This is a genomic window from Erwinia sp. 9145 (assembly GCF_000745075.1).
Lineage (GTDB): Bacteria > Pseudomonadota > Gammaproteobacteria > Enterobacterales > Enterobacteriaceae > Erwinia > Erwinia oleae.
Genome location: NZ_JQNE01000001.1, coordinates 1,187,491 through 1,212,722 on the forward strand (window position 1 = coordinate 1,187,491; position 25,232 = coordinate 1,212,722).

A 25,232-nucleotide genomic window follows, 5' to 3' on the forward strand; every position below is an offset into this window, starting at 1 on the left:
GTGGCGCGTGACTGTTTGCGCGCCGCGCTGAAAAAACAGCCGGACAGGCTGGCAAGCTCACGGGACTGTGCCAGACTTGCGGAGAGCTTAATTCTGGAAATGGAGACAACCATGGCACTGCGCCCCAACGACACACTTGTTTCTTCGGCCCGTACCGGCCTGCAAACCTATATGGCACAGGTTTATGGTTGGATGACCTGCGGCCTGCTGCTGACCGCGTTTGTTTCGTGGTTCGCCGCCAATACGCCCGCCGTGATGGAGCTGGTTTTCGCCAACCGCATTACCTTTTATGGCCTGATTATTGTCCAGCTTGGCCTGGTGTTTGTGCTCTCCGGCATGGTGCATAAGCTGAGCGGTGCGGCGGCGACCGGGCTGTTTATGCTCTATTCGGCGCTGACCGGCCTGACCATGGCCAGTATTTTCCTGATGTATACCTATTCGTCCATTGCCAGCACTTTTCTGGTGACCGGCGGCATGTTCGGCGCCATGAGCTTCTGGGGTTACACCACAAAGCGCGATCTGAGCGGCATGGGCAGCATGCTGTTTATGGGGCTGATTGGCATCGTGCTGGCGTCGCTGGTGAATATCTGGCTGAAGAGCACCGCGCTGATGTGGGCGGTGACTTATATCGGCGTGGTGGTGTTTGTTGGCCTGACGGCTTATGACACACAGAAGCTGAAAAATATCGGGGAAGGGATTAACGTTGACGATAAAGAGAACCTGCGCCGTTACTCCATCATGGGCGCGTTGACGCTCTATCTGGACTTTATCAACCTGTTCCTGATGCTGTTGCGTATTTTCGGCAATCGTCGTTAATGTCGCCGATATACATAAAAAACCCCGGTCGGTGACCGGGGTTTTTTGTCTCTGTCAGGCGGACTTCTCCATCTCCTGCACGTTCTTTTGCCTGAGCGACTTCGCTTTGCTTTCCAGCAGCAGATAGAGCACCAGCGCCAGCAGCAGCGGGGCAATAAAGTAGAGAACACGGTAGGCAAGCAGCGCGGCAATGATCGCGCCGTGAGAAACATGTTCGCCGCCCAGTAGCGCCAGGAACACCGCCTCCAGCACGCCGATCCCGGCCGGAATATGAATAATCACTCCGGCAATACTGCTGATCAGCAGCACTCCCAGCACCTGGGGATAATCCACTTTCTCCGCCAGTAACAGCCAGATAATCATGCCCATCACCAGCCAGTTGGCGCTGGAGACGACGAACTGAATCCCCGCCATGCGCAGCGAGGGAAGCGCCAGGGTATGGCCCTTCACCGTCCAGCGGCGACGTTTTGAAAACGCGCAAAAGGCAAGATAGACCACCACAAACGCCAGCAGACCCATGCCGATAGCCCGCAGCGCCCCTTCACCAACAAACCAGCCGGAAGGGATTTCTACCATGCCAGCGCTGAACACCACGCCGGAAACCAGTACGTAGCCCAGCCAGTTGGTGGCGATGCTCAGCGAGAAGATGCGCGTAATAGTGCTGCCGTCGAGGCCGAGTCGCGAGTAGAGACGATAGCGCATCGCCACGCCGCCAACCCAGGTGCTGAGCGTCAGGTTGAAGGCATAGCAGATAAACGACACCAGCATCACCTGGCGCTTCTGCAATTTGTGTCCGCAGTAGGATTGCCCGATCAGATCGTAAACGCCATAGGTGAGGTAACTGATCACCACCAGCGCCACCGAGGCGAGGATCGCCAGTCGGTTGTAGTTGACCACCACTTCAATTACGTCGTGCCAGTTAACTTTGCGGGCGTACAGCACCAGCAACACGATAACGGCGATGAAAAACAGCCAGGTGAGGATTTTCTTCGCCAGTTTCCAGCGTGGATGATCGGCCATCAGGATTTCACTCTCTCATTATCGTTTTTCACGCGATCCTGCGTTTCCATTTCGGGATGCACCGGTGGCGAAATCTGCGCCAGCTTTGGCGTGTGTGCGGGTAACCAGCCGGCAATGGCCGGGAAGTGGCGCAAAAAGTGGAAAACCACCACGCTTTTACTTAACTGCCACCAGTTTTGTTTTGGCAACTGGCTCTCCTCAACGCGCTGGCAGTCTTCCGTCAGCAGACGGTTGAGATTGTCGCGCAGCGTCTGGTTAAAGGCGCGATCGTGCACAACCAGGTTGGCCTCCAGGTTTAGCGACAGGCTCAGCGGGTCAAGGTTGCTGGAGCCTACCGTCGACCAGTAGTTGTCCTGTACCGCGATTTTGGCATGCAGCGGGCGGCGGATGTATTCATAAACCTCAACGCCGCCGCCCACCAGATAGTTGTAAAGCAGCTCGGCGCCCACTTTCACAATCGGCATATCCGGTTCGCCCTGCACGATCAGCTTTACCCTGACGCCCCGCTGGGCCGCGCTGCGCATTTCGCGCAGCAGCCGGTAGCCGGGGAAAAAGTAGGCGTTGGCGATGATCACTTCCTCTTTTGCCTTGTGCAGCATATCCATATAGTGCTGCTCGATATCGTCGCGGTGCTCGTCGTTGTCGCGCCGGACAAACAGCACCTGCGCATCGCCAGGCGTTGCGTTTCGCGCCATGCGGTGTGAACGCTGACTCCACCAGTGACGCCGCACCGGCTGCTCGCTGTTGATTGCCTGCTGAACAAAGCGGGTGATGTCGTCAACCACCGGGCCTTTCACCTCCACGGCATAGTCCTGCTTGGCCTGGGGGCCGTAGCTGCTGTTATGCTCGGAAGAAAAGTTAATGCCGCCGACAAAGGCAATCTCGCCATCACACACCACGATTTTGCGATGCAGACGACGGAAGATATTGGTACGCATACCGAAAACCAGCGGGCGCGGATCGTAATAGATGAAGCGCACGCCTGCCGTGATCAGGCTGTGAACAAACGCCTCTGAGAGATCGTTTGATCCGTAGCCATCAACCATGATTTCAACCTTGACGCCGCGTTGAGCCGCCTCAAGGATCACGGTATGCAGTTCATCGCCCACCTCATCCTCAAAAAGGATAAAGGTTTCCAGCAGCACGTTCGACTGCGCACGGCGTATCGCTTCAAAAACCCGTGGGAAAAAGGTTTCGCCGTTTTCCAGCAGGCGCAGGCGGTTACCATTGCGCCATTCCATATTCATAGGTGGATCTCCACCGCCAGCGGCGCGTGATCGGATAAATGGGACCAGGGCCGCAACGGGATAGTCTGCGGATGGCTGGCGCCTGCATTTTTAACATAAATGCGATCGAGACGCAGCAGCGGAAAACGCGCCGGAAATGTGCGTGCCGGGCGACCGCTACGCTGGCTGAAGACTTCTGTCATACCGGCTTCATGTTGCAAAATAGCATTCGCCTTTTGTTGCCAGTCGTTAAAGTCGCCGGCCACCACGACGGGCGCGTCGGGCGGCAGGCTGTTTACCAGTTCGCTCAGCATTTTAAGCTGCGCGTGACGGTGCGCGTCACGCAGCCCGAGGTGCACGCAGATAGCATGTAGCGTGACGTCGTGATGGGGCAGGATGAGCCGACAGTGCAGCAGCCCGCGCTTTTCGGTTCCTTCCACGGAAATGTCGCGGTTCTCATATTCTGCAATCGGAAAACGGGACATGACGGCATTGCCGTGGTGGCCTTCCGGGTAAACCGCGTTGCGGCCGTAAGCAAAATCGTTCCACATGGTATCAGCTAAAAATTCGTAATGAGGTGTGTCCGGCCAGTTCTCAACCTTAAGTTGATTCACATCGTGGCTGCCCATTACCTCCTGTAAAAACACAATATCCGCCGAGGTTGCGCGAACGGCATCACGCAGTTCAGGCAGGATGAATCGGCGGTTAAAGGCGTTAAAACCCTTATGGGTATTGATTGTCAGGACTTTTAATGAAAATTTCCCCGGGTTTTGTGACATACTGTGCGCGCTCTCCTTTTCGGCGAGAAAAGGTAAAGTGTAGTCTTTGTCACAAAAGAGTGCTTTGAACCTGCGAAGGTTGCGGCATTATTCGACAACTGCGTTAGTCTGAGGAAATTCGTTAATACGTTTCGTGTTAACAAAGCTGGGCGACCTCTGTTGGGTCTGCCAGGAGAAGAAAATGAAATGGTCTAATCGTATCCAGATTGTCACCGGACAAACCTGCGTACATATCATGCTCCACCTGCTGCTTCTGGCCGCACTGGTGTGGGGATGGAAGCATCAAGCCTTGCTACAGGTCAGCACGGTGCTACTGGCAATGTACGCCAGCATCTTTGCCGCCATGCTGCTGACCCAGCGCCTGCCACGCTTACGCCGCGTTGGCGACTTCTTTGAAGACGTGACCACCACGTACTACTTCGGCGCTGCCATGCTGGTGCTCTATCTGCTCTCCCGCGTGATCCACAATAACCTGCTTTTGGGCTGTGTTGGCGTGCTGATGCTTACCGGACCCGCCGTGGTCTCGCTGCTGGTGAAAGAAGCGCCGCGCGCGCATCACCGCCATCGCTGATGCACCACAGGCCACCCGCGTGGCCTGTTTCTTTTCCTTACTAAAAATAGCCCCTTAACCGTATCACTTCTGTTATAATCCGCCGCTTACGCACCGTGGTTTGTGCTCCCTTTCAAACGTCAGGCCAGGCCTGGCGTCATATTTCTCCCCCCGGAAACTACATCGCTGAGCGCGATCGGGGCGGATCTGGAGTCAGTCAACTTTATGTCATTCGATTCTCTCGGCCTGAATGCCGATATTTTGCGCGCGGTAACCGAACAGGGTTACAGCGAGCCTACGCCTGTCCAGCGTCAGGCGATCCCCGTGGTACTGGCAGGTCGCGACCTGATGGCCAGCGCCCAGACCGGCACCGGTAAAACCGCCGGTTTTACGCTGCCTCTTCTGCAAAAGTTAAGCAGCGGCGACACGAATCCAAAAGGACGTCGCCCGGTGCGCGCCCTGATTTTAACGCCAACCCGTGAGCTTGCGGCGCAGGTGGCGGAAAACGTCCGTGACTACAGTAAGTACCTGAATATCCGCTCACTGGTGGTCTTCGGCGGCGTCAGCATTAATCCACAGATGATGAAGCTGCGCAGCGGCGTCGACGTGCTGATCGCTACGCCGGGTCGCCTGCTTGATCTTGAACATCAGAACGCGGTAGACCTTTCTCAGGTAGAAATTCTGGTGCTGGATGAAGCCGACCGCATGCTGGACATGGGCTTTATTCATGACATCCGCCGCGTGCTGGCTAAGCTGCCGGCCAAACGTCAGAATCTGCTCTTTTCCGCCACGTTTTCTGATGAAATCAGAGGGCTTGCCAGCAAGCTGCTGCACAATCCTGAAGAGGTTTCCGTGGCGCGCCGCAATACCGCGTCAGAGCAGATTGCCCAGCACGTGCACTTTGTTGATAAGAAACGTAAGCGGGAACTGCTGTCGTTTTTGATCGGCCGCGACAACTGGCAGCAGGTGCTGGTTTTCACCCGCACCAAGCACGGCGCCAACCATCTGACCGAGCAGCTGAGTAAAGACGGCATCACCGCCGCTGCTATCCACGGCAACAAAAGTCAGGGCGCGCGCACCCGCGCGCTGAGCGACTTTAAAGAAGGCAAGATCCGCGTGCTGGTGGCGACGGATATCGCCGCGCGCGGTATTGATATTTCCGAGCTGCCGCACGTAGTGAACTATGAGCTGCCTAACGTGCCGGAAGATTACGTTCACCGCATTGGCCGTACCGGACGCGCGGCCGCAACCGGCGAAGCGCTGTCGCTGGTTTGTGTCGATGAGCACAAGCTGCTGCGCGATATCGAACGCCTGCTGAAGCGTGAGATCCCACGTATTGCTGTGGATGGCTACGAGCCGGACCCGACCATTAAGGCCGAACCGATCATCAACGGTCGTCAGCAGCGTGGCGGCGGCGGACGCGGCGCGCCTCAGGGCAACCGCGGCGGCGGTCAGGGCAACAGCCGCGGCGGCGAGCGTAGCCAGAGCACCGGCCAGCGTCGTCCGGCGGCAGGCGCAGGACGTGGCGCAAAACCAGAAGGCGCCGGTGGCGCAGCGCGTAATAAAACCCGCCAGCGCCGTTCTAATCCGGCGTAAACAGGTTATCATTCAGGGGCCATTCGGCCCCTTTTTCAACGCTTCGAACAGGTTGCATCATGCGCGTTATACTGGCCCCGATGGAGGGCGTCCTTGATTCTCTCGTGCGAGAGCTGCTGACCAGCGTCAACGATTACGATCTCTGCATCACTGAATTCCTGCGCGTTGTCGACCAGCTTCTGCCGGTTAAATCCTTTTATCGCCTTTGCCCTGAACTTCGCCATGCCAGCCGCACGCCTTCCGGCACGCTGGTGCGCGTGCAGCTTCTCGGCCAGCATCCTGACTGGCTGGCGGAGAACGCCGCGCGCGCGGTGGAACTGGGTTCTTATGGCGTCGATCTGAACTGCGGCTGCCCGTCGAAAACGGTTAACGGCAGCGGCGGCGGCGCCACCCTTCTGAAAGATCCTGAACTGATTTATCGCGCCACCAAAGCGCTACGCGAGGCAGTGCCCGCTGCGCTGCCGGTGACGGTGAAGGTGCGTCTCGGCTGGGACTCAGGCGAGCATCAGTTTGACATCGCCGATGCGGTGCAGCAGGGCGGCGCCAGTGAGCTGGCGGTGCACGGTCGCACCAAAGAGGAGGGTTATCGTGCCGAGTGCATCAACTGGCAGTCGATTGGCGAGATCCGCCAGCGTCTGCGCATTCCGGTCATCGCCAACGGCGAAATTTGGGACTGGCAGAGCGCGCAGCGCTGCCTGGCGGTAACCGGTTGCGATGCGGTGATGATCGGTCGCGGCGCGCTGAACGTGCCTAACCTGAGTCGGGTGATTAAACAGAACGCGCCGCGCATGCCGTGGCCGGAAGTGGTAGCGCTGCTGCGTCGCTACACGCAGTTGGAGAAACAGGGCGATACCGGCCACTATCACGTGGCGCGCATCAAACAGTGGCTCGGCTATCTGCGCAAGGAGTATGAAGAAGCGTCCCAGCTTTTTGCGGAAGTGCGCGCGCTGAAGAAATCGCAGGAGATTGCTCAGGCCATTGAGCGCATCAGCTACACGCTGGCTTAACCCGCTCGTCGTTAAAAATGCGTGAACAGCCAGTAAAGTGACGCAGAGAGTAGAATCGATATTGGCAGCGTCAATATCCATGCCATCAGTAAATTGCGTACCGTAGCCATTTGCAGACCTGACCGGTTTGCCGCCATGGTGCCCGCCACGCCGGAAGAGAGGACGTGCGTGGTGGAAACCGGCAGCCCGAAACCGTCAGCGGCACCGATGGTCACCATTGCCACCAGCTCTGCGCTGGCGCCCTGAGCGTAAGTCAGGTGCGATTTACCGATTTTTTCGCCAACCGTGACCACAATCCGCCGCCATCCCGCCATTGTGCCTGCACCCAGCGCAATAGCGACTACGACTTTCACCCACCAGGGAATGAAGCGTGTCGCATTATCCAGCTCGGCTTTGAGCGCGTCCAGATCCTGCTGCGTCTGTGCAGGCAGCGTCAGCTGCTTCTCGTTTTTCAGCTGCTTGATGGTTTCGGAAACCAGATACATCGCGTTGCGGGTATTGGTTACTGCCTGCGCCGGGATTTTCTCCACCGTACCATACTGTCGGATCTGCTCGCCAATGGCGCCGCTGATCTGTGCCAGCGCGGGCAACACCGACGGCGTCAGCGTACTGGTGCGCACATAGGTGGTCAGCGTGCTGTAAGAAGAGGCGGGCGGCGCGGCGTTGTTCGACTCTTCTATCAGCGCCTGCCGTGTAACCGCTGCCAGCGCGGCAACGCGAGGGCTCTGTTCCTGCGGGATGGATCGGTTAAGCGCATAGGCCATGGGCATCGTGCCGACCAGAATCAGCATAATCAGCCCCATTCCTTTCTGGCCGTCGTTGGAGCCGTGGGCGAAAGAGACGCCGGTGCAGGTGAGGATCAGCAGGCCGCGGATCCACACCGGAGGCTGGTTTTTACCGTCCGGCGCGCGATAAAGCGTACGGTTCTTCACCACGCGCCGCATCACCAGCAGCAGCACCGCTGCGCAGACAAAGCCGATGACAGGGGAGAGCAGCAGCGCGTAACCGACTTTCAGCGCCTGATCCCAGTCGACGCCGCTGGTGCCGGTACGGCCATGAATGAGCGCATTTGCCACACCAACGCCAATAATGGATCCAATCAGCGTATGGGAAGAAGACGCGGGCAGGCCAAACCACCAGGTGCCGAGATTCCAGATAATCGCGGAGAACAGCAGCGCATAAATCATAGCAAAACCGCCGCCGGTGCCGGCCTGGAGGATCAGCTCAACGGGCAGCAGGGAGATAATGCCAAACGCCACCACACCCGATGAAAGAAGCACGCCTAAGAAATTAAAAAAGCCGGACCAGATAACCGCCACCGTCGGCGTCAGGGAGTGGGTATAGATAACGGTGGCAACGGCATTGGCCGTGTCGTGAAAACCGTTTACGAATTCAAACCCCAGGGCGATCAGTAGCGCCATCGCCAGTAACAGGAACGGTACATAGCGGGTGAGGTCACCGCCCGCGTTGCTGACATCCCGGAACAGGTTAATACCGGCGAAAGCAATGCCCAGAACGATGAGAAGAATGAACAGCGTAACGGAGAGGCGGCTGTTCTTTTTATAGAGCAGAGGATGGCTGGAGCTCTGTTGAATCGCGCTGTTATGGCTCATAAAACCTCTTTATCTCATCGGCTGCGATTTTCGCGGTGTCAGGACGGTGATACTCAGGTTTAATGACAGAAAGATGACGCCTCAAATCCTTTACGGCTCGGCTCACGTTAAAAAGAGTTAAATAATTTCACTCCGACATTATCCTTTTGTACAGGTAGTGATTCTTGTTCCTTTGCCGATAAACAGTACAAATAAAAGAAACAATAACGCTGTCGGGCTGGAGAAAAATGATGAAAATACTGAAAAATTATACGATCCGCGCTGTCATGCTGTGGATATTGAGCCTGTTCTGTTTACTTCTGTGCGGCGTGGTTTTTTACAGCGTGAATTCACTGAATAAAATGAGCAGCGCTAATGAAAAGGGCAATATGCTGGTTAGCGAGATGACCACGCTCAGTCAGGGAAACGAACAATATTTTCGTTTTGTTTTGCGTCTCTATCGTGTGGTCAATCAGCGCGAGCAGGGCACGCAGCCACCGCAGGCGGAAGTTGACCTGGTCAAAAAGGCGCTGGATGGGCTTCAGACGCGGCTTAATGAATTTAAAGCGTATCCCGCAACAACCTTGGATCCTGACCTTAAACAGGCCGTAACGGCGAGTTGGGAAACGCTGATCCAGCAGGGCATTCAGCCACAGTTTCGGCTGGCCCAGGCAGCGGATTTGACCGCCTATCATCATCAGGCGAACCTGGTGACGCCGCCTTTGAGTCGTGACTTCGGAGCAAAAATTGAACACTTTAATCAGGCTGCCAATGCCGCGCTTCAGGCTGCACGGAGTGACGTTGTGCAGCGCAGCGCATGGACAAAGCGTGCTCTGATTGCTGCGGTGATTGTCGGTGCATTAATTCTGCTTTTCACCGATCGCTATCTGGTCGTTATGGTGGTGCGCCCGCTGGATAAAATCCGTCTTTATTTTAATCAGATTGCTGCGGGCGATTTATCACAGCCCTTCGAAGACATTGGCAAAAACTGCGTTGGCAGGCTGATCCCGCTGCTGCGCACCATGCAGGACAGCCTGCGTGGCGCGGTCAGCTCAATTCGTCGCGCCAGTGAAAAGATCCATCACGATGCCGGGCAGATCTCCGGGCGCAATAACGACCTTTCCGCCCGTACGGAACAGCAGGCGGCAGCGCTTGAACAGACGGCGGCGAGTATGGAGCAATTATCCTCTACCGTGAAGTTAAACGCCGAGAATGCACAGCAGGCCAGTCAGCTGGCCGAGGCGGCCTCTGTGACGGCCGGTAAAGGCGGGCAGCTTGTTCAGCACGTGGTGGTTACCATGAAAGGTATCGCAGAGAGTTCCCACAAAATTGCGGATATCACCAGCGTCATTAACAGCATTGCTTTTCAGACCAACATTCTGGCGCTGAACGCCTCGGTGGAAGCGGCCAGAGCGGGTGAGCAGGGGCGGGGTTTCGCGGTGGTTGCCAGCGAGGTGCGCAATCTTGCGCAGCGTAGCGCGAATGCCGCAAGAGAGATCGAAGCGTTGATCGCCGAATCGGTCAGTCGGGTGGATAGCGGCACGCAGCAGGTCAACAGCGCGGGCAGCACCATGAGCGAGATGCTGGCGTCAGTAGAGGCCGTGACCGATCTGATGAAGCAGATCGCGGGCGCCACCGAGGAGCAGAGTAAAGGGATCAATCAGGTCGGGCTGGCGATGACTGAAATGGACAGCGTGACGCAGCGTAATGCGTCGCTGGTCTCTGACATGGCGGCAGCGGCCGGCGCGCTGGAGCATCAGACCAATGAGTTGACGCATTCCGTGGCGCATTTTCGGCTTGAAGAGCAGGCTTCTGGCCCGTCGGTGAGGGTTACTACACCGCGTTCGCCGGTGGTAAAACCGGATGCCCGCGCACGCAAGGGAGCAGCGTCAGAAGAGTGGGTTGCGTTTTAAACACGTACAGGCAACGCCATTCACAAAATCTCTGTTTACTGTCACTTCCATAAAAAAAGCCATTCGCCTGCGCGAATGGCTTTTCTGCCGATATCCTTCAGCTTTTCAAGCAAACAGCTTAGTTTGCCGCCGTTTTTATGCGTGCGGCTGAGGTCGTGTTCTCATAAACCGGGCCCGGCTGGGAAGGCACGACGAAGGTGCTGTCACCGTTCTCTTCTGACGGCGCCTGAACCGGTGCCGGCGCGGCTTCCGCTGGCGCATCGCCGGTGGTATCGCCCTCAACAGGCGCAGAATTATCAACCGGCGCCGGTTCGGTGCTCTGGCTGGCGTCATGCGCGCCCTGCGGCGTGGCTGGCGTCATCGGCTGCTCGTTCGGCATGTTGCCATCGGTGGCCGGTGCAGCGATCGGGGCGGCTGGCGTATTGTTTGCCTCACCGTTCACTTTGATCGGCATACCAGAGCGGGTTTTCATTGCCGCATCAACCGCAGCAGGGTCGACGCTGGCATCGCCAATCACTTTGTTTACGACGGAAGTGATGGTCAGCGGCACCGGCTCGCGTGAGTTGAACTGCTCTTCGGTCTGCGACAGCGGATTATGCACTTCCATCAGGCGCGAACCGTCCGGCTCAACGCTGGCTTTCACCGGCTGATCGATAAACTGTACGCGCGTGCCCACCGGCACGTTATCGAACAGCCATTTAATATCTTCCGTACGCAGACGCACGCAGCCGTGGCTTACGCGCAGGCCAATACCGAAGTTGGCGTTGGTGCCGTGAATAGCATACAGGCGGCCAATATAGAGCGCGTAAAGACCCATTGGGTTATCGGGGCCGGCAGGAAAGACCTCGGGCAAATTCTCGCCGCGCGCAGTGTACTCTTCGTGCATCTTCTTGGTGGGCGTCCAGGTCGGGCCGTCTTTCTTGCGCTCAACGCTGGTCGTCCAGTTAATCGGCGTATCTTTACCCAGCTCACCGATGCCAATCGGCAGCACCACAACGGTTTTTGTGCCTTTAGGATAATAATAAAGGCGCATCTCCGCGCTGTTAATCACAATGCCTTCACGCGGCGCGTCAGGCAGCAGCAGCTGCTGAGGAATAATCAGCTTACTGCCGGGCTTAGGCAGGTAGACGTCCACGCCCGGATTAGCTTCCAGCACGTTGCTCAGGCCCATTTGATACTGAGCGGCAAAGGCTTCCAGCGGGAGCGTACTGTTGGCGGGTACGGTGATTTCAAGATTCTCACCCACCAGGCGGCTGTTAGCGGCCGGAAGGGAATAGACCACGGCAGAAGCGGAGTGGCTGTATGCTGTGATGGCCAGAACTAAGGTTGCTAACGCGCGAATGCTTATTTTCATATTGTTAAGGTAAAGTGCCAGATTAGGGGTGGATAAACAACTCAGAGCCTGAGCAAACCGGCTCAAAAGCCGCTCCGTTGTGAGCGGCTGCACATTATATGGTCATTTGCGAGCCGGAATAAACCAGCATTTATAACAATCGAACTAACTTTACGTAAAATTGTCATGAAATTTAACGCCAGGCCCCTAAAGAGTGAAATCAGGGCTGCCAGAGCGGATCGTCGCCGCTGAGCTTGCGGTTGAGAAAAAACGCCGCGCTGATTAAGGCCAGATGGCTTAACGCCTGCGGTGTATTCCCCAACGCGCGGCCCTGTTTATCAAACTCTTCCGCGTACAGCCCCAGCGGATTGGCATAGCTTAACAGCTTTTCAAACTCAAAATGCGCTTCGCTTACCCGTCCCGCGCGGGCCAGACATTCCACGTACCAGAAGGAACAGGCCACAAAGGCGCCTTCTTCGCCTTCAAGCCCGTCGGAAGGCGTCTCAGCAATGTTATAGCGCTTCACCAGACCATCCGTCACCAGATTCTCTTTGATGGTATCCAGCGTTGCCAGCCAGTCGGGATCGGTCGCACCGACGAAACGCACCAGCGGCATCAGCAGCATCGAGGCATCGACAAAATCGCCGTGGCGGGTGGCGACAAAATGGCCGCGATCGGCATTCCAGAAGTTTTGCCAGATATCGTCACGAATAGCATCTCTGGCCTTGCCCCAGCGCTCCCAGTTGACCGACAGCGAGCGCTTATCACCGAGGCGCAGCGCGCGATCCAGGGCTACCCAGCACATCAGCCGCGAATGAAGAAAGTGTTGCGGTTCGCCGCGCATCTCCCAGATGCCGGCATCAGGCTGATTCCAGTTATCGCAAACGTAGTCAATCATTTTACTGACGTGAAGCCAGCCGCGATGCGAAATCGCTTCACCATATTTATTGGCTAAATAAACGGCATCCATCAGTTCGCCATAAATATCCAGCTGGGTCTGATTCCAGGCGTCGTTACCAATCCTGACCGGCGTCGAGTCAGCATAGCCTGACAGGTTCAACAGCTCGGTTTCATGCAGCTCGGTGCCGCTGTCCAGACGGTACATCACCTGAAGCTTTTCAACATCGTGATGGCTGTTCTCCACGCAGCGACCCACCCAATGGGTGAAATGCTTTGCCTCTTCGATGTAGCCCAAACGCATCAGCGCATAAACGCTGAAGGAAGCATCGCGCAGCCAGGTGGCGCGATAATCCCAGTTACGCTCGCCGCCCGGCTCTTCCGGCAGGCCGAACGTTGCCGCTGCCGCGATAGAGCCATGTTTCCACGAGGTCAGCAGCTTCAGCGTCAGCGCCGAACGGTTAACCATCTCCTGCCAGCGGCCTTTGTAATTGCTTTTGGCGCTCCAGTTGCGCCAGTAATTGAGCGTCTCTTGAAAGCAGCGTTCGGTCACCTCTTCATCAAGATGCTTATCGTCGGCGCATCCAAATATAAACTCACGGTGTTCGCCGTTTTTGAGCGTGAAGCGCGCTTCCGCTGCGTTGCCGTTGAGGGTGAACGCCACATTGCCGCACAGTCGCAGCGTCGGTTGACCTTCGGCGCTGAACAGTACGCTGCCCTCTTTTTGGCTGGCCTGCGTGTTGGCGCGCGCATAGTCATGTACCGGCGCGCAACGCAGGGTGAAATTCGCTTCGCCATGCACCATTTTTATGCGGCGAATAATACGCGGCCGATCGTCCTCCTGGTGGCAAATCGGCATGTAGTCGGTGATTTCCGCCACGCCGTCATCGCCAAGCCAGCGGGTTTGCAGCAGCGTGGTATCGGGCAGGTAAAGCTGTTGTCGACGCGCGTCCGGCCAGTCTGGCGCGATGCTGAAAATACCGGCTTCATCGCCGTCAAGCAGCGCGGTAAACACGGAAGGACTGTCGAGATCGGGCCAGCAAAAATAATCAATGGTGCCGTCGTTGGCGATAAGTGCGCAGGTTTGCAAATCGCCTATTACGCCGTGGTCTTCAATCTTACGTTTTATTTCACTCATGCTTTTCCCCGGTTACGGCAATAGTTAAGGCGGCAGCAGTAACTATAGTCACTGCCGCTGAGGCTGGCGTAATGACGCGATCATCTATACTCACTGGCTTACCACTGAATAAGGAGACACCCATGAGCACGACAGCTAACAGAGTGGCCATCGTGACCGCTTCAGATTCGGGCATTGGCCAGGCCTGCGCCATCATGCTGGCAGAGCAGGGGTTTGACGTTGGCATCACCTGGCGCTCTGACGAAAAGGGCGCACAGCAAACGGCGGAAGCGGTGCGCAAGCACGGTAAAAAGGCGGAGGTGGCCAGGCTTGACCTTGCCGATCCGCAGAAGGGCGGCGAAATGCTGGAGGCGCTGATTGCCCGCTTTGGCCGCATCGATGCGCTGGTGAATAACGCGGGCACGAATGTTAAGGCCGATTTTCTGGAAACCACCTTTGAGGACTGGCGCAAAGTGTTTTCCGTCGACGTGGATGGCGCATTTATTTGCGGGCAGATCGCCGCGCGCCACATGGTTAAGCAGGACGAAGGCGGCAGAATTATCAACATCACCTCCGTTCATGAACACACGCCGCTGCCGGGTTCGGTTGCCTATACCGCTGCCAAACATGCCATGGGCGGTCTGACAAAATCGATGGCGCTGAGCCTGCTGCCGCACAAGATCCTCGTTAATGCCGTGGCGCCTGGCGCGATTGCCACCCCCATGAATGAGATGAGCAATGACGATGCTCACAACATCAGCATGCCGGAGATCCCGGCGGGACGGCCTGGCGATACGCGTGAAATCGCCAGCATGGTGGCCTGGCTGTGCTCACAGTGGTCGAGCTATACCACCGGCCAGTCGTTTGTGATCGACGGCGGTTTCACGCTGGCGAACCCGCAGTTTTTTATGCAAAAAGCGAAGTGACGCCGGGGGGAGCGCTACTCGCTCCCTTCCTCTTTCTCACGCTCTGCGCGGCGCTTCAGCCAGAGCCGCACGCTCCACACCAGCAGCAGGATCAACGCCAGCCAGACGAGATATTTCAGATGGTGATTCAGCGCATGCAGCCACGGCGCAATGATCTGGCCGCCCATGTAGCCCAGCGAAACGAAAATGAGCGCCCAGGCAATGGCGCCTGCCACGTTAAGCAAAAGAAACTTCTGCGGCTTCAGCTTGCTGGCCCCGATGATCACCGGCCCGACAATACGCAGGCCGTACATAAATCGCACGCCAATCACAAACAGCACCGGCCGCCTGCGGATCATACGGTTTGCTTTCGCGATCTGCTTTTGGTGTTTTTTGAAACGTTTAAGAATCGGTTCGCCATAGTAGCGACCCAGAAAAAACAGCCCGGTATCACCCAGAATGCCACCCAGCATCGCCACCAGCAGCACCCAACCGTAATGCAGTAACCCTTCATGTGCCGCCACGCCGCCCAGCAGCGTGAACGTTTCCCCTTCGGCAATGCAGCCGATAAAAAGCGCCAGATAACCGTACTGAACAATCAACTGGTTTATATCCATATGCAAATCCCTTCCGGTTTGTGCGCTAAAACCCTAAGTCTAACGGCTTTACCGTAAATCGCGTCCGGGAAGATCATTTTTTTAGTGTAATCAGAAGGGATTAGCGCAAAGTTGCAGTGATTAAAAAATAAACACTGCACAACCGCTTATACTTGAGGAACTGCCGTCTGACGGTCGTCAGGCGGGGCGTCAGTTACAGAGGAGTCATAAGATGAGCCATGTATGGGGACTTCTTGCGCATCCCAACCGGGAGATGCGTAGCATCAGGCAAGAGAATGAAACGCTTTCTTATCACTACACCCATCACGTTCTGCTGATGGCGCTGATCCCGGTAGTCTGTGCATTTATTGGCACCACGCAAATTGGCTGGGACGTGGGCGCCCGGCAGACTATCCCGCTGACGTTATTAAGCGCGGCCGGTCTGGCGATACTGTTCTATGCGCTGATCCTCGGCGGTGTGGCGGTCATGGGGCGGGTAATCTACTGGATGGCGAGGGATTATCCCCAGCGGCCTACGCTGCGTCGCTGCACGGTGTTTGCCGGTTATGTTGCCACGCCGCTGTTCCTCAGCGGGCTGGTCGCGCTCTATCCGCTGGTCTGGCTTTGCGTATTTGTCGGCGCGCTGGCGCTGGTCTATACCGGCTATTTGCTCTACGTGGGTATTCCGCTGTTCCTGAACATCGATCGTGAAGAGAGCCTGCGTTTATCAGGTTCAACGCTGGCCATCGGCGTGCTGGTATTTGAAGTGCTGCTGGCGCTGACGGTGGTGATTTGGGGCTATGGCTACCGGCTGTTCTGATTTTTACGCCGCCGCGCGCGTCGGCGGCTTTTTGGTAATGCCCGGAAATGATTATCATGTAGTCAACATGTTAACGAAAAGCGTATGATGCGCGGGCCAGCTCCCGCTACGTATGCATGGGAGCAGCGTGTGGGATCTCCGCACCTGAATCACTCTCGCTAAGTTTTGAATGATGCCTGAAAAAATTCGTCTCCTCTGGTCCGCACTGGCACTGATGGTTGCCGCCCCTGCAATGATGACTCCGGCCGCCGCCAGTCCGCGTCAGGCCAGCGTGGTTGCTGCCGCGCAGCCTGAAATTGCCTCCGGCAGCGCCATGATTGTCGATCTCAATACTAACAAGGTGATCTACGCCAGCCACCCCGATCTGGTGCGGCCGATGGCCTCTATCACCAAGCTGATGACGGCGATGGTGGTGCTTGACGCGCGCCTGCCGCTGGACGACATGCTCAGCGTGGATATCAGCCATACGGCAGAGATGCGCGGCATCTATTCACGCGTGCGGCTGAACAGCGAAATCAGCCGGAAAGAGATGCTGCTGCTGGCGCTGATGTCGTCGGAGAACCGCGCAGCGGCCAGCCTTGCACATCACTATCCCGGTGGCTACGACGCGTTTATTCGCGCCATGAACGCCAAAGCGCAGTCGCTGGGCATGACCCACACGCGCTACGTTGAGCCGACCGGACTCTCGACGATGAACGTCTCCACGGCACGCGATTTAACAAAGCTGCTGATCGCCACCAAACGCTATTCGCTGATTGGTCAGCTCAGCACCACGCACGAAGACATGGCCACCTTCCGCAGCCCGAACTACACGCTGCCTTTCCGCAATACCAATCATCTGGTCTACCGGCCGGACTGGAACATCCAGCTCACCAAAACCGGGTTTACCAATGAGGCCGGACATTGCCTGGTGATGCGCACGGTGATCGGTAAACAGCCCGTTGCGCTGGTGGTGATGGACGCTTTCGGAAAATATACCCACTTTGCTGATGCGAATCGCCTGCGTTCATGGATAGAAACGGGTAAAATTTCGCCGGTGCCAGCCGCTGCGTTGAGTTATAAAAAGCAGAAGGCTGCCGAAATGGCGAATATCGACGCATCGGCGTCCAACGAGTAGCGGCGCATGCCGCCAATCTGTTATCCGGGAAAGTAGCGTTATGTCCAGGTTAGTTCTTTTTCTTCGCGTCTGTCTGCTGGCGCTGTTGGTATTATCGCCGGTTGTTGCTCAGTCGGCCGGGGCGGATAATTCACAGGGCGAAGAAGCGCCCGTCAAAATCAATGCTGCCGTTGAACTGCCTAAGATGCAGAAGGTGCTGGATAAAATTAAGCAGCAGGTATCGGGCGAAACCAACGACAGCAAACTCAGCGCGCTGGACGATCTGGCGAAGGAGCTTTCCGGCGACGCCGATACGCTGATCCAGAGCATCACGCCGCAGCGCGAACAGCTTCACGCGCAGCTGGCGGTGCTGGGCCCGGCGCCCAAACCGGAAAGCGGGGTGAAAGAGACGGCGGAAGTCACGCAGAAGCGTAAAAGTCTTGAAAGCCAAAAAAGCAAGATGGACGACCAGATCAAACAGGCCGAAGCGATTAAGAGCGGCGCGATCAATCTGTCATCACAAATCGTCAATCTGCGCCGCGACGCGCTGAAAACGCAGCTGGCGCTGAACGCGGGCAGTATTTTCGGCCCGCGCTTCTGGGCGCCGGTGTTTAACGACCAGAACGGCGACGGCGACAAACTGCGCAGTTTTTGCGATGAACTGCTGGGCACCGCCGCGCTCTCCTGGGAGCCAGGCTGGCGCGCGGGCACCGCATTATGGATTGTCGCGGCGCTGCTGGTGGCCTCGCTGGGACGCCGCTATCTGGAGCAGTTTCTGGCCTGGGTCGGCATAAATCTGCTGCCGGAAGGACGTCTGCGCCGCAGCTTCCTGGCCGCTGCCACTGCACTGACCACGCTGGTGGCTATCGTGCTGGCCTTTAACTTTCTCGATCTTGCGTTTACCCGACATGATGAAGTGGGCGACGGCGTCAGAAACTTTGGCGACAATCTGGTGCGCCTGAGCGTATCCTGCGGGCTGATTGCCGGGCTGGGCAGGGCGTTTCTCTCCACGCGTCGCCCCTCATGGCGACTGCCGAACATCTCTCACGACGTGGCGCTGGCGCTGAAGCCTTTTCCGCCGCTCACCGCCGCGCTGGTATTTATTTTCCAGATGGTCGAGGCGCTTAACAGCAGCGCCAATACCAGCGTGAGTACCACGGTATTTGCCAACGGCCTGACCGCGCTGCTGATTGGCGCGACCGCGCTCTCGATCAGCTTTCGTACCAAACGCGTACGTCGCCAGATGATTCTGGCCGGTACGCCGCCGGAGGCGAAATCGACGCTGGTGGGCCTGATCCAGATGGCGATCACCCTGGTGGGCGTCGCCATCATGGTGACCCTGGTCATCGGCTACGTCACCTTCGCCCGTTTTCTCAGCTATGAGCTGATCTGGATGGGCATCGTATTCGGTTCGTTCTATATACTCACGCAACTGGTGACGGATGGCTGTGAAAGTCTCTTCTCCATGAACAACGCGTCCGGTAAAAGTATTCAGCGATCGCTGAATATCGATGAACGTCACCTTCAGCAGGTTGCGGCGGTGCTGGCGGCGCTAGGTAAAACTTTCCTGGTGCTGGCTGCGGCGATGGCGGTGCTTAACGGTACATTCAGCAGCGCCACGCCGATTGAGCTGGTGCAAAAAGCCATTGAGTTCTGGGGCGGTAAAGGACTTGAATCGCTGAATATCGTCCCGGCCCACGTCCTGAATGCGCTGCTGTGTCTGATCGTCGGCATCTACATACTGCGTTCGGTAAGGCGCTGGCTGGAGCATGACTTCCTGCCTAAAACCACCATGGACGTCGGCATGCGTGTGTCACTGACCACGCTGTTAAGCAACCTTGGCTACGTCACCGTCTTCCTGCTGGCGCTGTCGGTGATGGGGCTGCAATGGAATAAACTGGCATGGATCGTCAGCGCCCTGTCGGTGGGTATCGGTTTCGGTCTTCAGGAGATTGTGAAGAACTTTATTTCCGGCCTGATCCTGCTGACCGAACGACCGGTGAAAGTGGGCGATCTGGTAAGCATCAGCGGCATCGAAGGCGATATTCGTCGCATCAACGTGCGCGCCACGGAAATCCAGCTTGGCGACAAATCAACGGTAATTGTACCGAATTCGCAGTTGATCTCGCAGAACGTGCGCAACGCCACCATGGGCAACGCGCAGGGTGTGGCGACCATCACGCTGACGTTTCCGCTGGATATCGATCCGCAACAGGTGCGTGAACTGCTGCTGGACGTGTTCAACCAGAACGAACGCATTCTTGAAAACCCGGAGCCGTCGGTCACCTTTAAGGATCTGACGTCGACGGGCATCGTGATGTCGGTTACCGGCAATGTCGCCAGCCCGCGCCAGGTGGCGGGCGCGAAAAGCGATCTGCTGTTCGATATTCTGACGCGCCTGCGCAAAGAGGGCGTGGTGCTTTCCACGCCGCAGACGATGATCGTCGAACAGCGCAACGGCAACGTGGTGATGAAAGAACCCGAAGCCTGACGCCAGAGCCGGGCGGTTTAGATGGCCGCCCGGCGCGCCTGGTGGGGCTTCCCGCAGCAGCCCCAGCCTTTGGCCTTGCTGGTTTTACCAATGCCCGGGTTAAAGCTGTTGGTGGGATCGAGCTGCTGATAAAATGCCTTAAGCTGCGGTTTCGCTTCGTAAAGATGACCAACGTTGTGCTCGGCGGGATACTCCGCGCCGCGCGCCGCAAGGATCGCCAGCATTTTCTCTTTCAGCGCATGCGCATCAACGCCTTTCTTCACGATATAGTCCTGATGGAAGACATGGCAGAAAAAATGGCCGTAGTAGAGTCGATGCACCAGCGCGTCATCAAACTCAGGCGGCAGCCGTTCAAACCAGTCGCGATCGTTACGGCGTAGCGCGATATCCAGCGCCAGAATATCCTCCACCTCATCGTGATGCACCGCGTGGTAGCGCACGGCCGCGCCGGCGGCGGCAAAGCGATGCAGAAAGGCCTTCGCGCCCTCTTCAGGGCTACATTCAAAAAACTCGCCTTCCGCCTGGCTGAAAAACTGATTTAAATAGCGGCGCGCCTCGTCGACGCCCGGCCCGGACATCTTCAGCATCAGGTGATGTTCAAAACGATCGCGATACTGTTTCAGCCGCTTCGGCAGATGCGCAGGCAGCAGCGCGCTGATTTTTTGCAGCAGGCGATCGCTGAAATGCGGGCGCACAAAAGAGAGATTATTGAGCAGCGCGTCCACGCGGCCTTTCAGCGAAAAGAACAGCGGCATTTTGTCGGTGCCGAGCTTGTCGATCATCACAAAGGTGTCTTTGCCATAGACGTTGGCGATATCGAAAATATCGCGATGCAGATACTCGCCGGCGACCGGCAGCTCACTGAATTCGCTCAGGATGTGGCGACGGATTTCGCCCAGCACCTGCGTATCGTTGGTGCCGATATAAAAGACCTGCTGGGCGCGTTCGGCGGCAAACGTATCAAGCCGTACCGCAAACACCGCCAGCTTGCCCGCGCAGCCGGAGGCTTCATACAGCCTGCGCGCATCGGCGTTGAAGCGCGATGGCGTATCCGCTGCCACATCGCGCACCCGCGCGGCGTAATCGTGGTCGGAGGCGAGCCGCTGGTCATGGCGCACGTCGCCCGGTTGCCAGGTTTCATCATCCAGGCGGCGTAATATCTCTTCCGGCGAGTTCCCGAGTTCGATGCCGAGATGGTTGACCAGCCGCAGCCTGCCCTGTGAGTCGATTTGCGCAAAAAGCGCCATTTCGCTGTAGGCCGGCCCGCGTTTTACCAGCGCGCCGCCTGAGTTATTACACACCCCGCCGAGGACAGACGCGCCGATGCAGGAGGAGCCAATCACCGAATGCGGCTCGCGTCCCAGCGGCTTCAGCACTTTCTCTAACTGGTAAAGCGTGCTGCCCGGAAAGGCCAGCACCTGTTTCCCTTCCTCAATAAGCTGAATTTTATCCATTCGCCGCGTGCTGACGATCACAATGTCGCGATCGTAATCGTTGCCATTCGGCGTGGAGCCTTCCGTCAGGCCGGTATTGGCCGCCTGCATTAATATAATCACGTCGGCCGCCACACAGGCCTGCAATATTCGCCACTGCTCCAGCAGCGTACCGGGAAAAACCACCGCCAGGGCGTCGCCCTGACCGGAGCGGAAGCCTTTACGATAGCGTTCTGTTTTGCGGGGATCGGTCAGTAAATGCGCGCCGCCGACGATACGGCGCAGGTCTGCTATCAGCGGTTGTCCTGAAGCGTTTTGCATATCCATTGTCCTCTGAGATGTCACGCCTTTACTTTAGCACCACTTCATCGTTCACTCAGGAGCAAAACCTGGAGCCAGATCGCGGCAATCGGTAGAAAACTATCTGCTATCCTCAACTTATGGCACACTGCAACGGTGATTTTGCCAATTCGTGATTTCCTGTCCGACTCTATTTGAGAGAAACCAACCTGATGAAATGGATTTGCTCTGTCAGCCTTGCTGTGACCCTGGCGCTGCAACCTGCGTTTGCTGAAAATCAACCCGTTAAACATCCGTTAACACCGGAAGCGCGCGACGCATTCGTAACCGATCTGCTGAAAAAAATGACGCTTGATGAAAAAATTGGTCAGCTCAGGCTGATCAGCGTCGGGCCGGATAATCCGAAAGAAGCCATTCGCGAAATGATCGGGAAAGAGCAGGTTGGCGCCATCTTTAATACCGTTACGCGCAAAGACATTCGCGCGATGCAGGATCAGGTCATGCAGTTGAGCCGCCTGAAAATCCCTCTGTTTTTTGCCTATGACGTGATACACGGACAGCGTACCGTTTTCCCCATTCCATTAGGGCTGGCGGCAAGCTGGGATCTGGACGCGGTGGCGACAGTCGGGCGGATTTCCGCTTATGAAGCAGCCGACGATGGCCTGAATATGACCTGGGCGCCGATGGTGGACGTCAGCCGCGAGCCGCGCTGGGGCAGGGTGTCGGAAGGGTTGGGTGAGGATACTTATCTGACTTCAAGCATGGGCCGCACGCTGGTTGAATCCATGCAGGGCAAGAGCGCGGCCGATCGCTATTCTGTCATGACCAGCGTGAAGCATTTCGCCGCCTATGGCGCGGTGGAGGGCGGGCGTGATTACAACACGGTGGATATGAGTTCACAGCGGCTGGCGCAGGACTATTTGCCGCCGTATAAAGCCGCGCTGGACGCAGGCAGCGGCGGCGTGATGGTGGCACTGAATTCGCTCAACGGCGTGCCTGCGACCGCCGACAGCTGGCTGCTTAAGGATGTGCTGCGCGATGAGTGGAAGTTTAAAGGCATCACCATCAGCGATCACGGCGCCATTAAAGAGCTGATTAAACACGGCGTGGCCAGCGATCCGCAGGATGCGGTGCGCATTGCGATCCAGTCCGGCGTCAACATGAGCATGAGCGATGAGTATTACAGCAAATATCTGCCGGATTTAGTGAAGCGCGGCAAGGTGAGCGAGCAGGAAATTGACGATGCCACGCGCCACGTGCTGAACGTAAAATATGACATGGGCCTGTTTAACGATCCCTACAGTCATCTGGGGCCGCAAGAGAGCGATCCGCAGGATAATAATGCCGAAAGCCGTCTGCATCGCGAGGAAGCGCGAGACGTTGCGCGTAAAAGTATCGTGCTGCTGAAAAACCGCCTCGAGACGCTGCCGCTGAAGAAATCCGGCACCATCTCGCTGGTCGGGCCGCTGGCGGACAGCCAGCGCGATATCATGGGAAGCTGGTCTGCGGCGGGCAGGGCAGAGCAGTCCGTTACCGTGCTCCAGGGGCTGAAAAACGCCATCGGCGACAAAGCAACCCTCCTTTATGCCAAAGGCGCAAACGTCACCGATAACAAAGGCATTCAGGAATTTCTTAACAAATATGAACAAGCGGTAACGGTCGACAGCCGCTCGCCGCAGCAGATGATCGACGAAGCGGTTGAGAACGCGAAAAAAGCCGATGTGGTGGTGGCGGTGATCGGCGAGGCGCAGGGCATGGCGCATGAAGCGTCAAGCCGCAGCGACATTACTATTCCGCCGAGCCAACTGGCGCTGGTCGATGCGCTGAAAGCCACTGGCAAACCGCTGGTGCTGGTGCTGATGAACGGCCGCCCTCTGGCGCTGGTGAAAGAAAATATGCAGGCCGATGCGCTGCTGGAAACCTGGTTTAGCGGCACCGAAGGCGGCAACGCCATCGCCGACGTGCTGTTCGGCGATTACAATCCATCGGGCAAGCTGCCGATGTCCTTCCCGCGCTCGGTGGGGCAAATCCCGATTTATTATAATCACCTCAACAGCGGACGCCCTTATGACGCCGACCATCCCAATAAATACACCTCGCATTACTACGATGCGGCAAACGGCCCGCTGTTCCCGTTTGGCTATGGGCTGAGCTATACCACCTTTACCGTTTCGCCCGTGACCCTGTCGTCGAAAACCATGGTGCGTGACGGCAGCATTAACGCCAGCGTGACGGTCACCAATACCGGTAAGCGCGAGGGCGCAACGGTGGTGCAGATGTACCTGCGCGATCGGGTCGCCAGCATCAGCCGACCGGTGAAAGAGCTGAAAGGCTTTAAGCGTATTATGCTGAAAGCGGGTGAGGCGCAAACGGTCACCTTCCCGATTGACGTTAAGGCGCTGTCGTTCTGGAATGCGAAAATGCAGCACGTGGCGGAGCCGGGTAAGTTCAGCGTGATGATCGGGCTGGATTCGGTACGCACCCGCGACGCTGAATTCGACTACCGGTAGCATCATGCCGTCGCTGCGGGACAGAATTCAACAGCAGGTGTTTCGCCTTAACGGGCTGGCGCTGAACGAATTCGATCTCTCACAGCCGCCGGGCGATCCGGGCCTGTATGGCCCGGAAAGCGTTATCTGGCGCGTACATGGCGATTTCCCTTCAATGCTGTGCGGCGGGATTTCTGCGCTGCTGATGCAGATGCTTCATCCACTCGCGCTGGCGGGCGTATGGGATCACTCCACCTTCCGGCAGGATATGATGGGCCGTCTTCGGCGCACCAGCCAGTTTATTGCCGTCACTACCTTTGGCAATCGTGCCGATGCGCAGACGCTGATTGAGCGTGTCAAACGTATTCATTTGCAGGTGAGCGGCACTGACACCGATGGCGTTCCCTATGCCGCCAGCGATCCCGCGCTGCTGACCTGGGTGCACGTTGCCGAAACCAGCCGCTTTCTCGCTGCCCATCTGCGCTATAAAAATCCCGGCCTGAGCCTGGCGGAGCAGGATCGCTACTACGAGGAAGCGGCGCGCGTAGCGGAAGCGCTGGGCGCAACGGCGGTGCCGAAAACGGTGCGCGACGTGGAGGACTATCTGCTGGCGATGCGGCCTGCGCTACGCTGCGACGCGCGTACGCGTGAAGTTCTGACGCTGTTATTAAACGTGCCCGCGCCCTCGTGGCAGGCGCGTCCGGCGATGACCGTGATGATGATGGGCGGTATTGAGCTGCTGCCCGACTGGGTGCAACAGCAATTTGGTTTCCACTTTTCAGGCCCGCGACGCTGGTTTATTCAGCAGCGTATGCGCCTGCTTGCGGTGACGCTGCGCTGGGCAATCCGACGCGGCGCTTATCAGCGGGCGATGGAAAGAGTGGGGCGCTGAATTTAAGACCACTATATTAATGTAAACAATGCGCAACATCAGAAAGAAAAATACCTTAAAGATTTTCCCACGCGGCTGATTATTGGATAGCGATCTGCTATGGGTATGATATATGGCATTGTGGTTTGGTTCGTTTTATAAAGTACAGGGGAGGAAAAGAAAACAGTAAAAAATACGATTACATGTTGGAAGATTATTTACAGTGCCTGTGAGTATGAAATAGTAGATTATCATCTGCACGATTGTTCTTCCCGATTTTCACGGTTATAAATATCAGGTGCCGCAGACTTGTCGCGCTGACGTTCATATATCAAGATACCGTCTGTGCCAGCGTCGCCCGTGGTGACGACGAAAAATCAGCTTT

At 57.0% G+C, this 25,232-nt stretch carries 19 protein-coding genes; 11 read left to right on the forward strand and 8 right to left on the reverse strand.

The window, feature by feature from the left end:
• Positions 1–111: 111 nt before the first annotated feature.
• Positions 112–816 (forward strand): Bax inhibitor-1/YccA family protein, encoded by a 705-nt coding sequence (locus FA91_RS05975; RefSeq protein WP_034919015.1) that lies wholly within the window; start codon positions 112–114, stop codon positions 814–816.
• A gap of 54 nt (positions 817–870) precedes the next feature.
• Here FA91_RS05975 and FA91_RS05980 read toward each other — a convergent pair whose 3' ends face one another.
• Genes FA91_RS05980 through FA91_RS05990 form a run of 3 tightly spaced genes read right to left on the reverse strand, consistent with a single transcriptional unit; the run spans position 871 to position 3,841 of the window.
• On the reverse strand, positions 871–1,839 hold the full coding sequence (locus FA91_RS05980; RefSeq protein ID WP_156103059.1) for a lysylphosphatidylglycerol synthase domain-containing protein: 969 nt from the start codon (positions 1,837–1,839) through the stop codon (positions 871–873).
• On the reverse strand, positions 1,836–3,083 hold the full coding sequence (gene clsB / locus FA91_RS05985) for a cardiolipin synthase ClsB (protein WP_034913542.1): 1,248 nt from the start codon (positions 3,081–3,083) through the stop codon (positions 1,836–1,838). The genes FA91_RS05980 and clsB overlap by 4 nt, the downstream gene beginning before the upstream one ends.
• Positions 3,080–3,841 carry an endonuclease/exonuclease/phosphatase family protein gene (locus FA91_RS05990; RefSeq protein WP_034913543.1) on the reverse strand — a complete coding sequence of 254 codons (762 nt, stop codon included), beginning with the start codon at positions 3,839–3,841 and terminating at the stop codon, positions 3,080–3,082. Before FA91_RS05990 ends, clsB begins: the two co-directional genes overlap by 4 nt.
• A gap of 181 nt (positions 3,842–4,022) precedes the next feature.
• Between FA91_RS05990 and FA91_RS05995 the strand changes: the two genes are divergently transcribed.
• From FA91_RS05995 to dusC, 3 genes are all read left to right on the forward strand, one after another.
• A complete protein-coding gene (locus FA91_RS05995; protein WP_034913546.1) occupies positions 4,023–4,412 on the forward strand; it encodes a YbhQ family protein in 390 nt (129 codons plus the stop codon).
• Between the two features lie 204 nt (positions 4,413–4,616).
• The gene (rhlE, locus tag FA91_RS06000) at positions 4,617–5,987 is read left to right on the forward strand and encodes an ATP-dependent RNA helicase RhlE (RefSeq protein WP_034913548.1); all 1,371 of its coding nucleotides are present in this window, start codon (positions 4,617–4,619) and stop codon (positions 5,985–5,987) included.
• Between the two features lie 59 nt (positions 5,988–6,046).
• On the forward strand, positions 6,047–6,994 hold the full coding sequence (dusC, locus tag FA91_RS06005; RefSeq protein ID WP_034913551.1) for a tRNA dihydrouridine(16) synthase DusC: 948 nt from the start codon (positions 6,047–6,049) through the stop codon (positions 6,992–6,994).
• 11 nt (positions 6,995–7,005) lie between these two features.
• Here the strand turns inward: dusC and FA91_RS06010 are convergent, their stop codons facing one another.
• Positions 7,006–8,607 carry an inorganic phosphate transporter gene (locus tag FA91_RS06010; RefSeq protein ID WP_034913553.1) on the reverse strand — a complete coding sequence of 534 codons (1,602 nt, stop codon included), beginning with the start codon at positions 8,605–8,607 and terminating at the stop codon, positions 7,006–7,008.
• Positions 8,608–8,837: 230 nt separating this feature from the next.
• On the opposite strand from FA91_RS06010, the gene FA91_RS06015 reads away from it, so the two are divergent.
• The gene (locus tag FA91_RS06015) at positions 8,838–10,499 is read left to right on the forward strand and encodes a methyl-accepting chemotaxis protein (protein ID WP_034913556.1); all 1,662 of its coding nucleotides are present in this window, start codon (positions 8,838–8,840) and stop codon (positions 10,497–10,499) included.
• Between the two features lie 118 nt (positions 10,500–10,617).
• Here FA91_RS06015 and FA91_RS06020 read toward each other — a convergent pair whose 3' ends face one another.
• Positions 10,618–11,853, reverse strand: a complete 1,236-nt coding sequence (locus FA91_RS06020) for a L,D-transpeptidase family protein (protein ID WP_034913559.1) — start codon at positions 11,851–11,853, stop codon at positions 10,618–10,620.
• A 199-nt stretch (positions 11,854–12,052) separates the two neighbouring features.
• A complete protein-coding gene (locus tag FA91_RS06025; RefSeq protein ID WP_034913561.1) occupies positions 12,053–13,867 on the reverse strand; it encodes a glycoside hydrolase family 15 protein in 1,815 nt (604 codons plus the stop codon).
• A gap of 122 nt (positions 13,868–13,989) precedes the next feature.
• Between FA91_RS06025 and FA91_RS06030 the strand changes: the two genes are divergently transcribed.
• On the forward strand, positions 13,990–14,772 hold the full coding sequence (locus FA91_RS06030; RefSeq protein WP_034913563.1) for an SDR family oxidoreductase: 783 nt from the start codon (positions 13,990–13,992) through the stop codon (positions 14,770–14,772).
• Positions 14,773–14,786: 14 nt separating this feature from the next.
• On the opposite strand, the gene FA91_RS06035 is transcribed toward FA91_RS06030, so the two are convergent.
• On the reverse strand, positions 14,787–15,374 hold the full coding sequence (locus tag FA91_RS06035) for a DedA family protein (RefSeq protein ID WP_034913566.1): 588 nt from the start codon (positions 15,372–15,374) through the stop codon (positions 14,787–14,789).
• Between the two features lie 205 nt (positions 15,375–15,579).
• Between FA91_RS06035 and FA91_RS06040 the strand changes: the two genes are divergently transcribed.
• The 3 genes from FA91_RS06040 to FA91_RS06050 all read left to right on the forward strand — a co-directional run bounded on the left by FA91_RS06040 (position 15,580) and on the right by FA91_RS06050 (position 19,754).
• A complete protein-coding gene (locus FA91_RS06040) occupies positions 15,580–16,167 on the forward strand; it encodes a Yip1 family protein (RefSeq protein WP_034913568.1) in 588 nt (195 codons plus the stop codon).
• Between the two features lie 172 nt (positions 16,168–16,339).
• Positions 16,340–17,284 (forward strand): D-alanyl-D-alanine endopeptidase, encoded by a 945-nt coding sequence (pbpG, locus tag FA91_RS06045; protein ID WP_156103113.1) that lies wholly within the window; start codon positions 16,340–16,342, stop codon positions 17,282–17,284.
• A gap of 40 nt (positions 17,285–17,324) precedes the next feature.
• On the forward strand, positions 17,325–19,754 hold the full coding sequence (locus tag FA91_RS06050) for a DUF3772 domain-containing protein (protein ID WP_034913572.1): 2,430 nt from the start codon (positions 17,325–17,327) through the stop codon (positions 19,752–19,754).
• A 17-nt stretch (positions 19,755–19,771) separates the two neighbouring features.
• Here FA91_RS06050 and dld read toward each other — a convergent pair whose 3' ends face one another.
• Positions 19,772–21,508: a D-lactate dehydrogenase gene (gene dld / locus FA91_RS06055; RefSeq protein WP_156103060.1), complete on the reverse strand. Its 1,737-nt coding sequence runs from the start codon at positions 21,506–21,508 to the stop codon at positions 19,772–19,774.
• Positions 21,509–21,699: 191 nt separating this feature from the next.
• Between dld and bglX the strand changes: the two genes are divergently transcribed.
• A complete protein-coding gene (gene bglX / locus FA91_RS06060) occupies positions 21,700–23,997 on the forward strand; it encodes a beta-glucosidase BglX (RefSeq protein ID WP_034913577.1) in 2,298 nt (765 codons plus the stop codon).
• Between the two features lie 4 nt (positions 23,998–24,001).
• Positions 24,002–24,868 carry an oxygenase MpaB family protein gene (locus tag FA91_RS06065; RefSeq protein WP_034913580.1) on the forward strand — a complete coding sequence of 289 codons (867 nt, stop codon included), beginning with the start codon at positions 24,002–24,004 and terminating at the stop codon, positions 24,866–24,868.
• Positions 24,869–25,232: the final 364 nt, after the last annotated feature.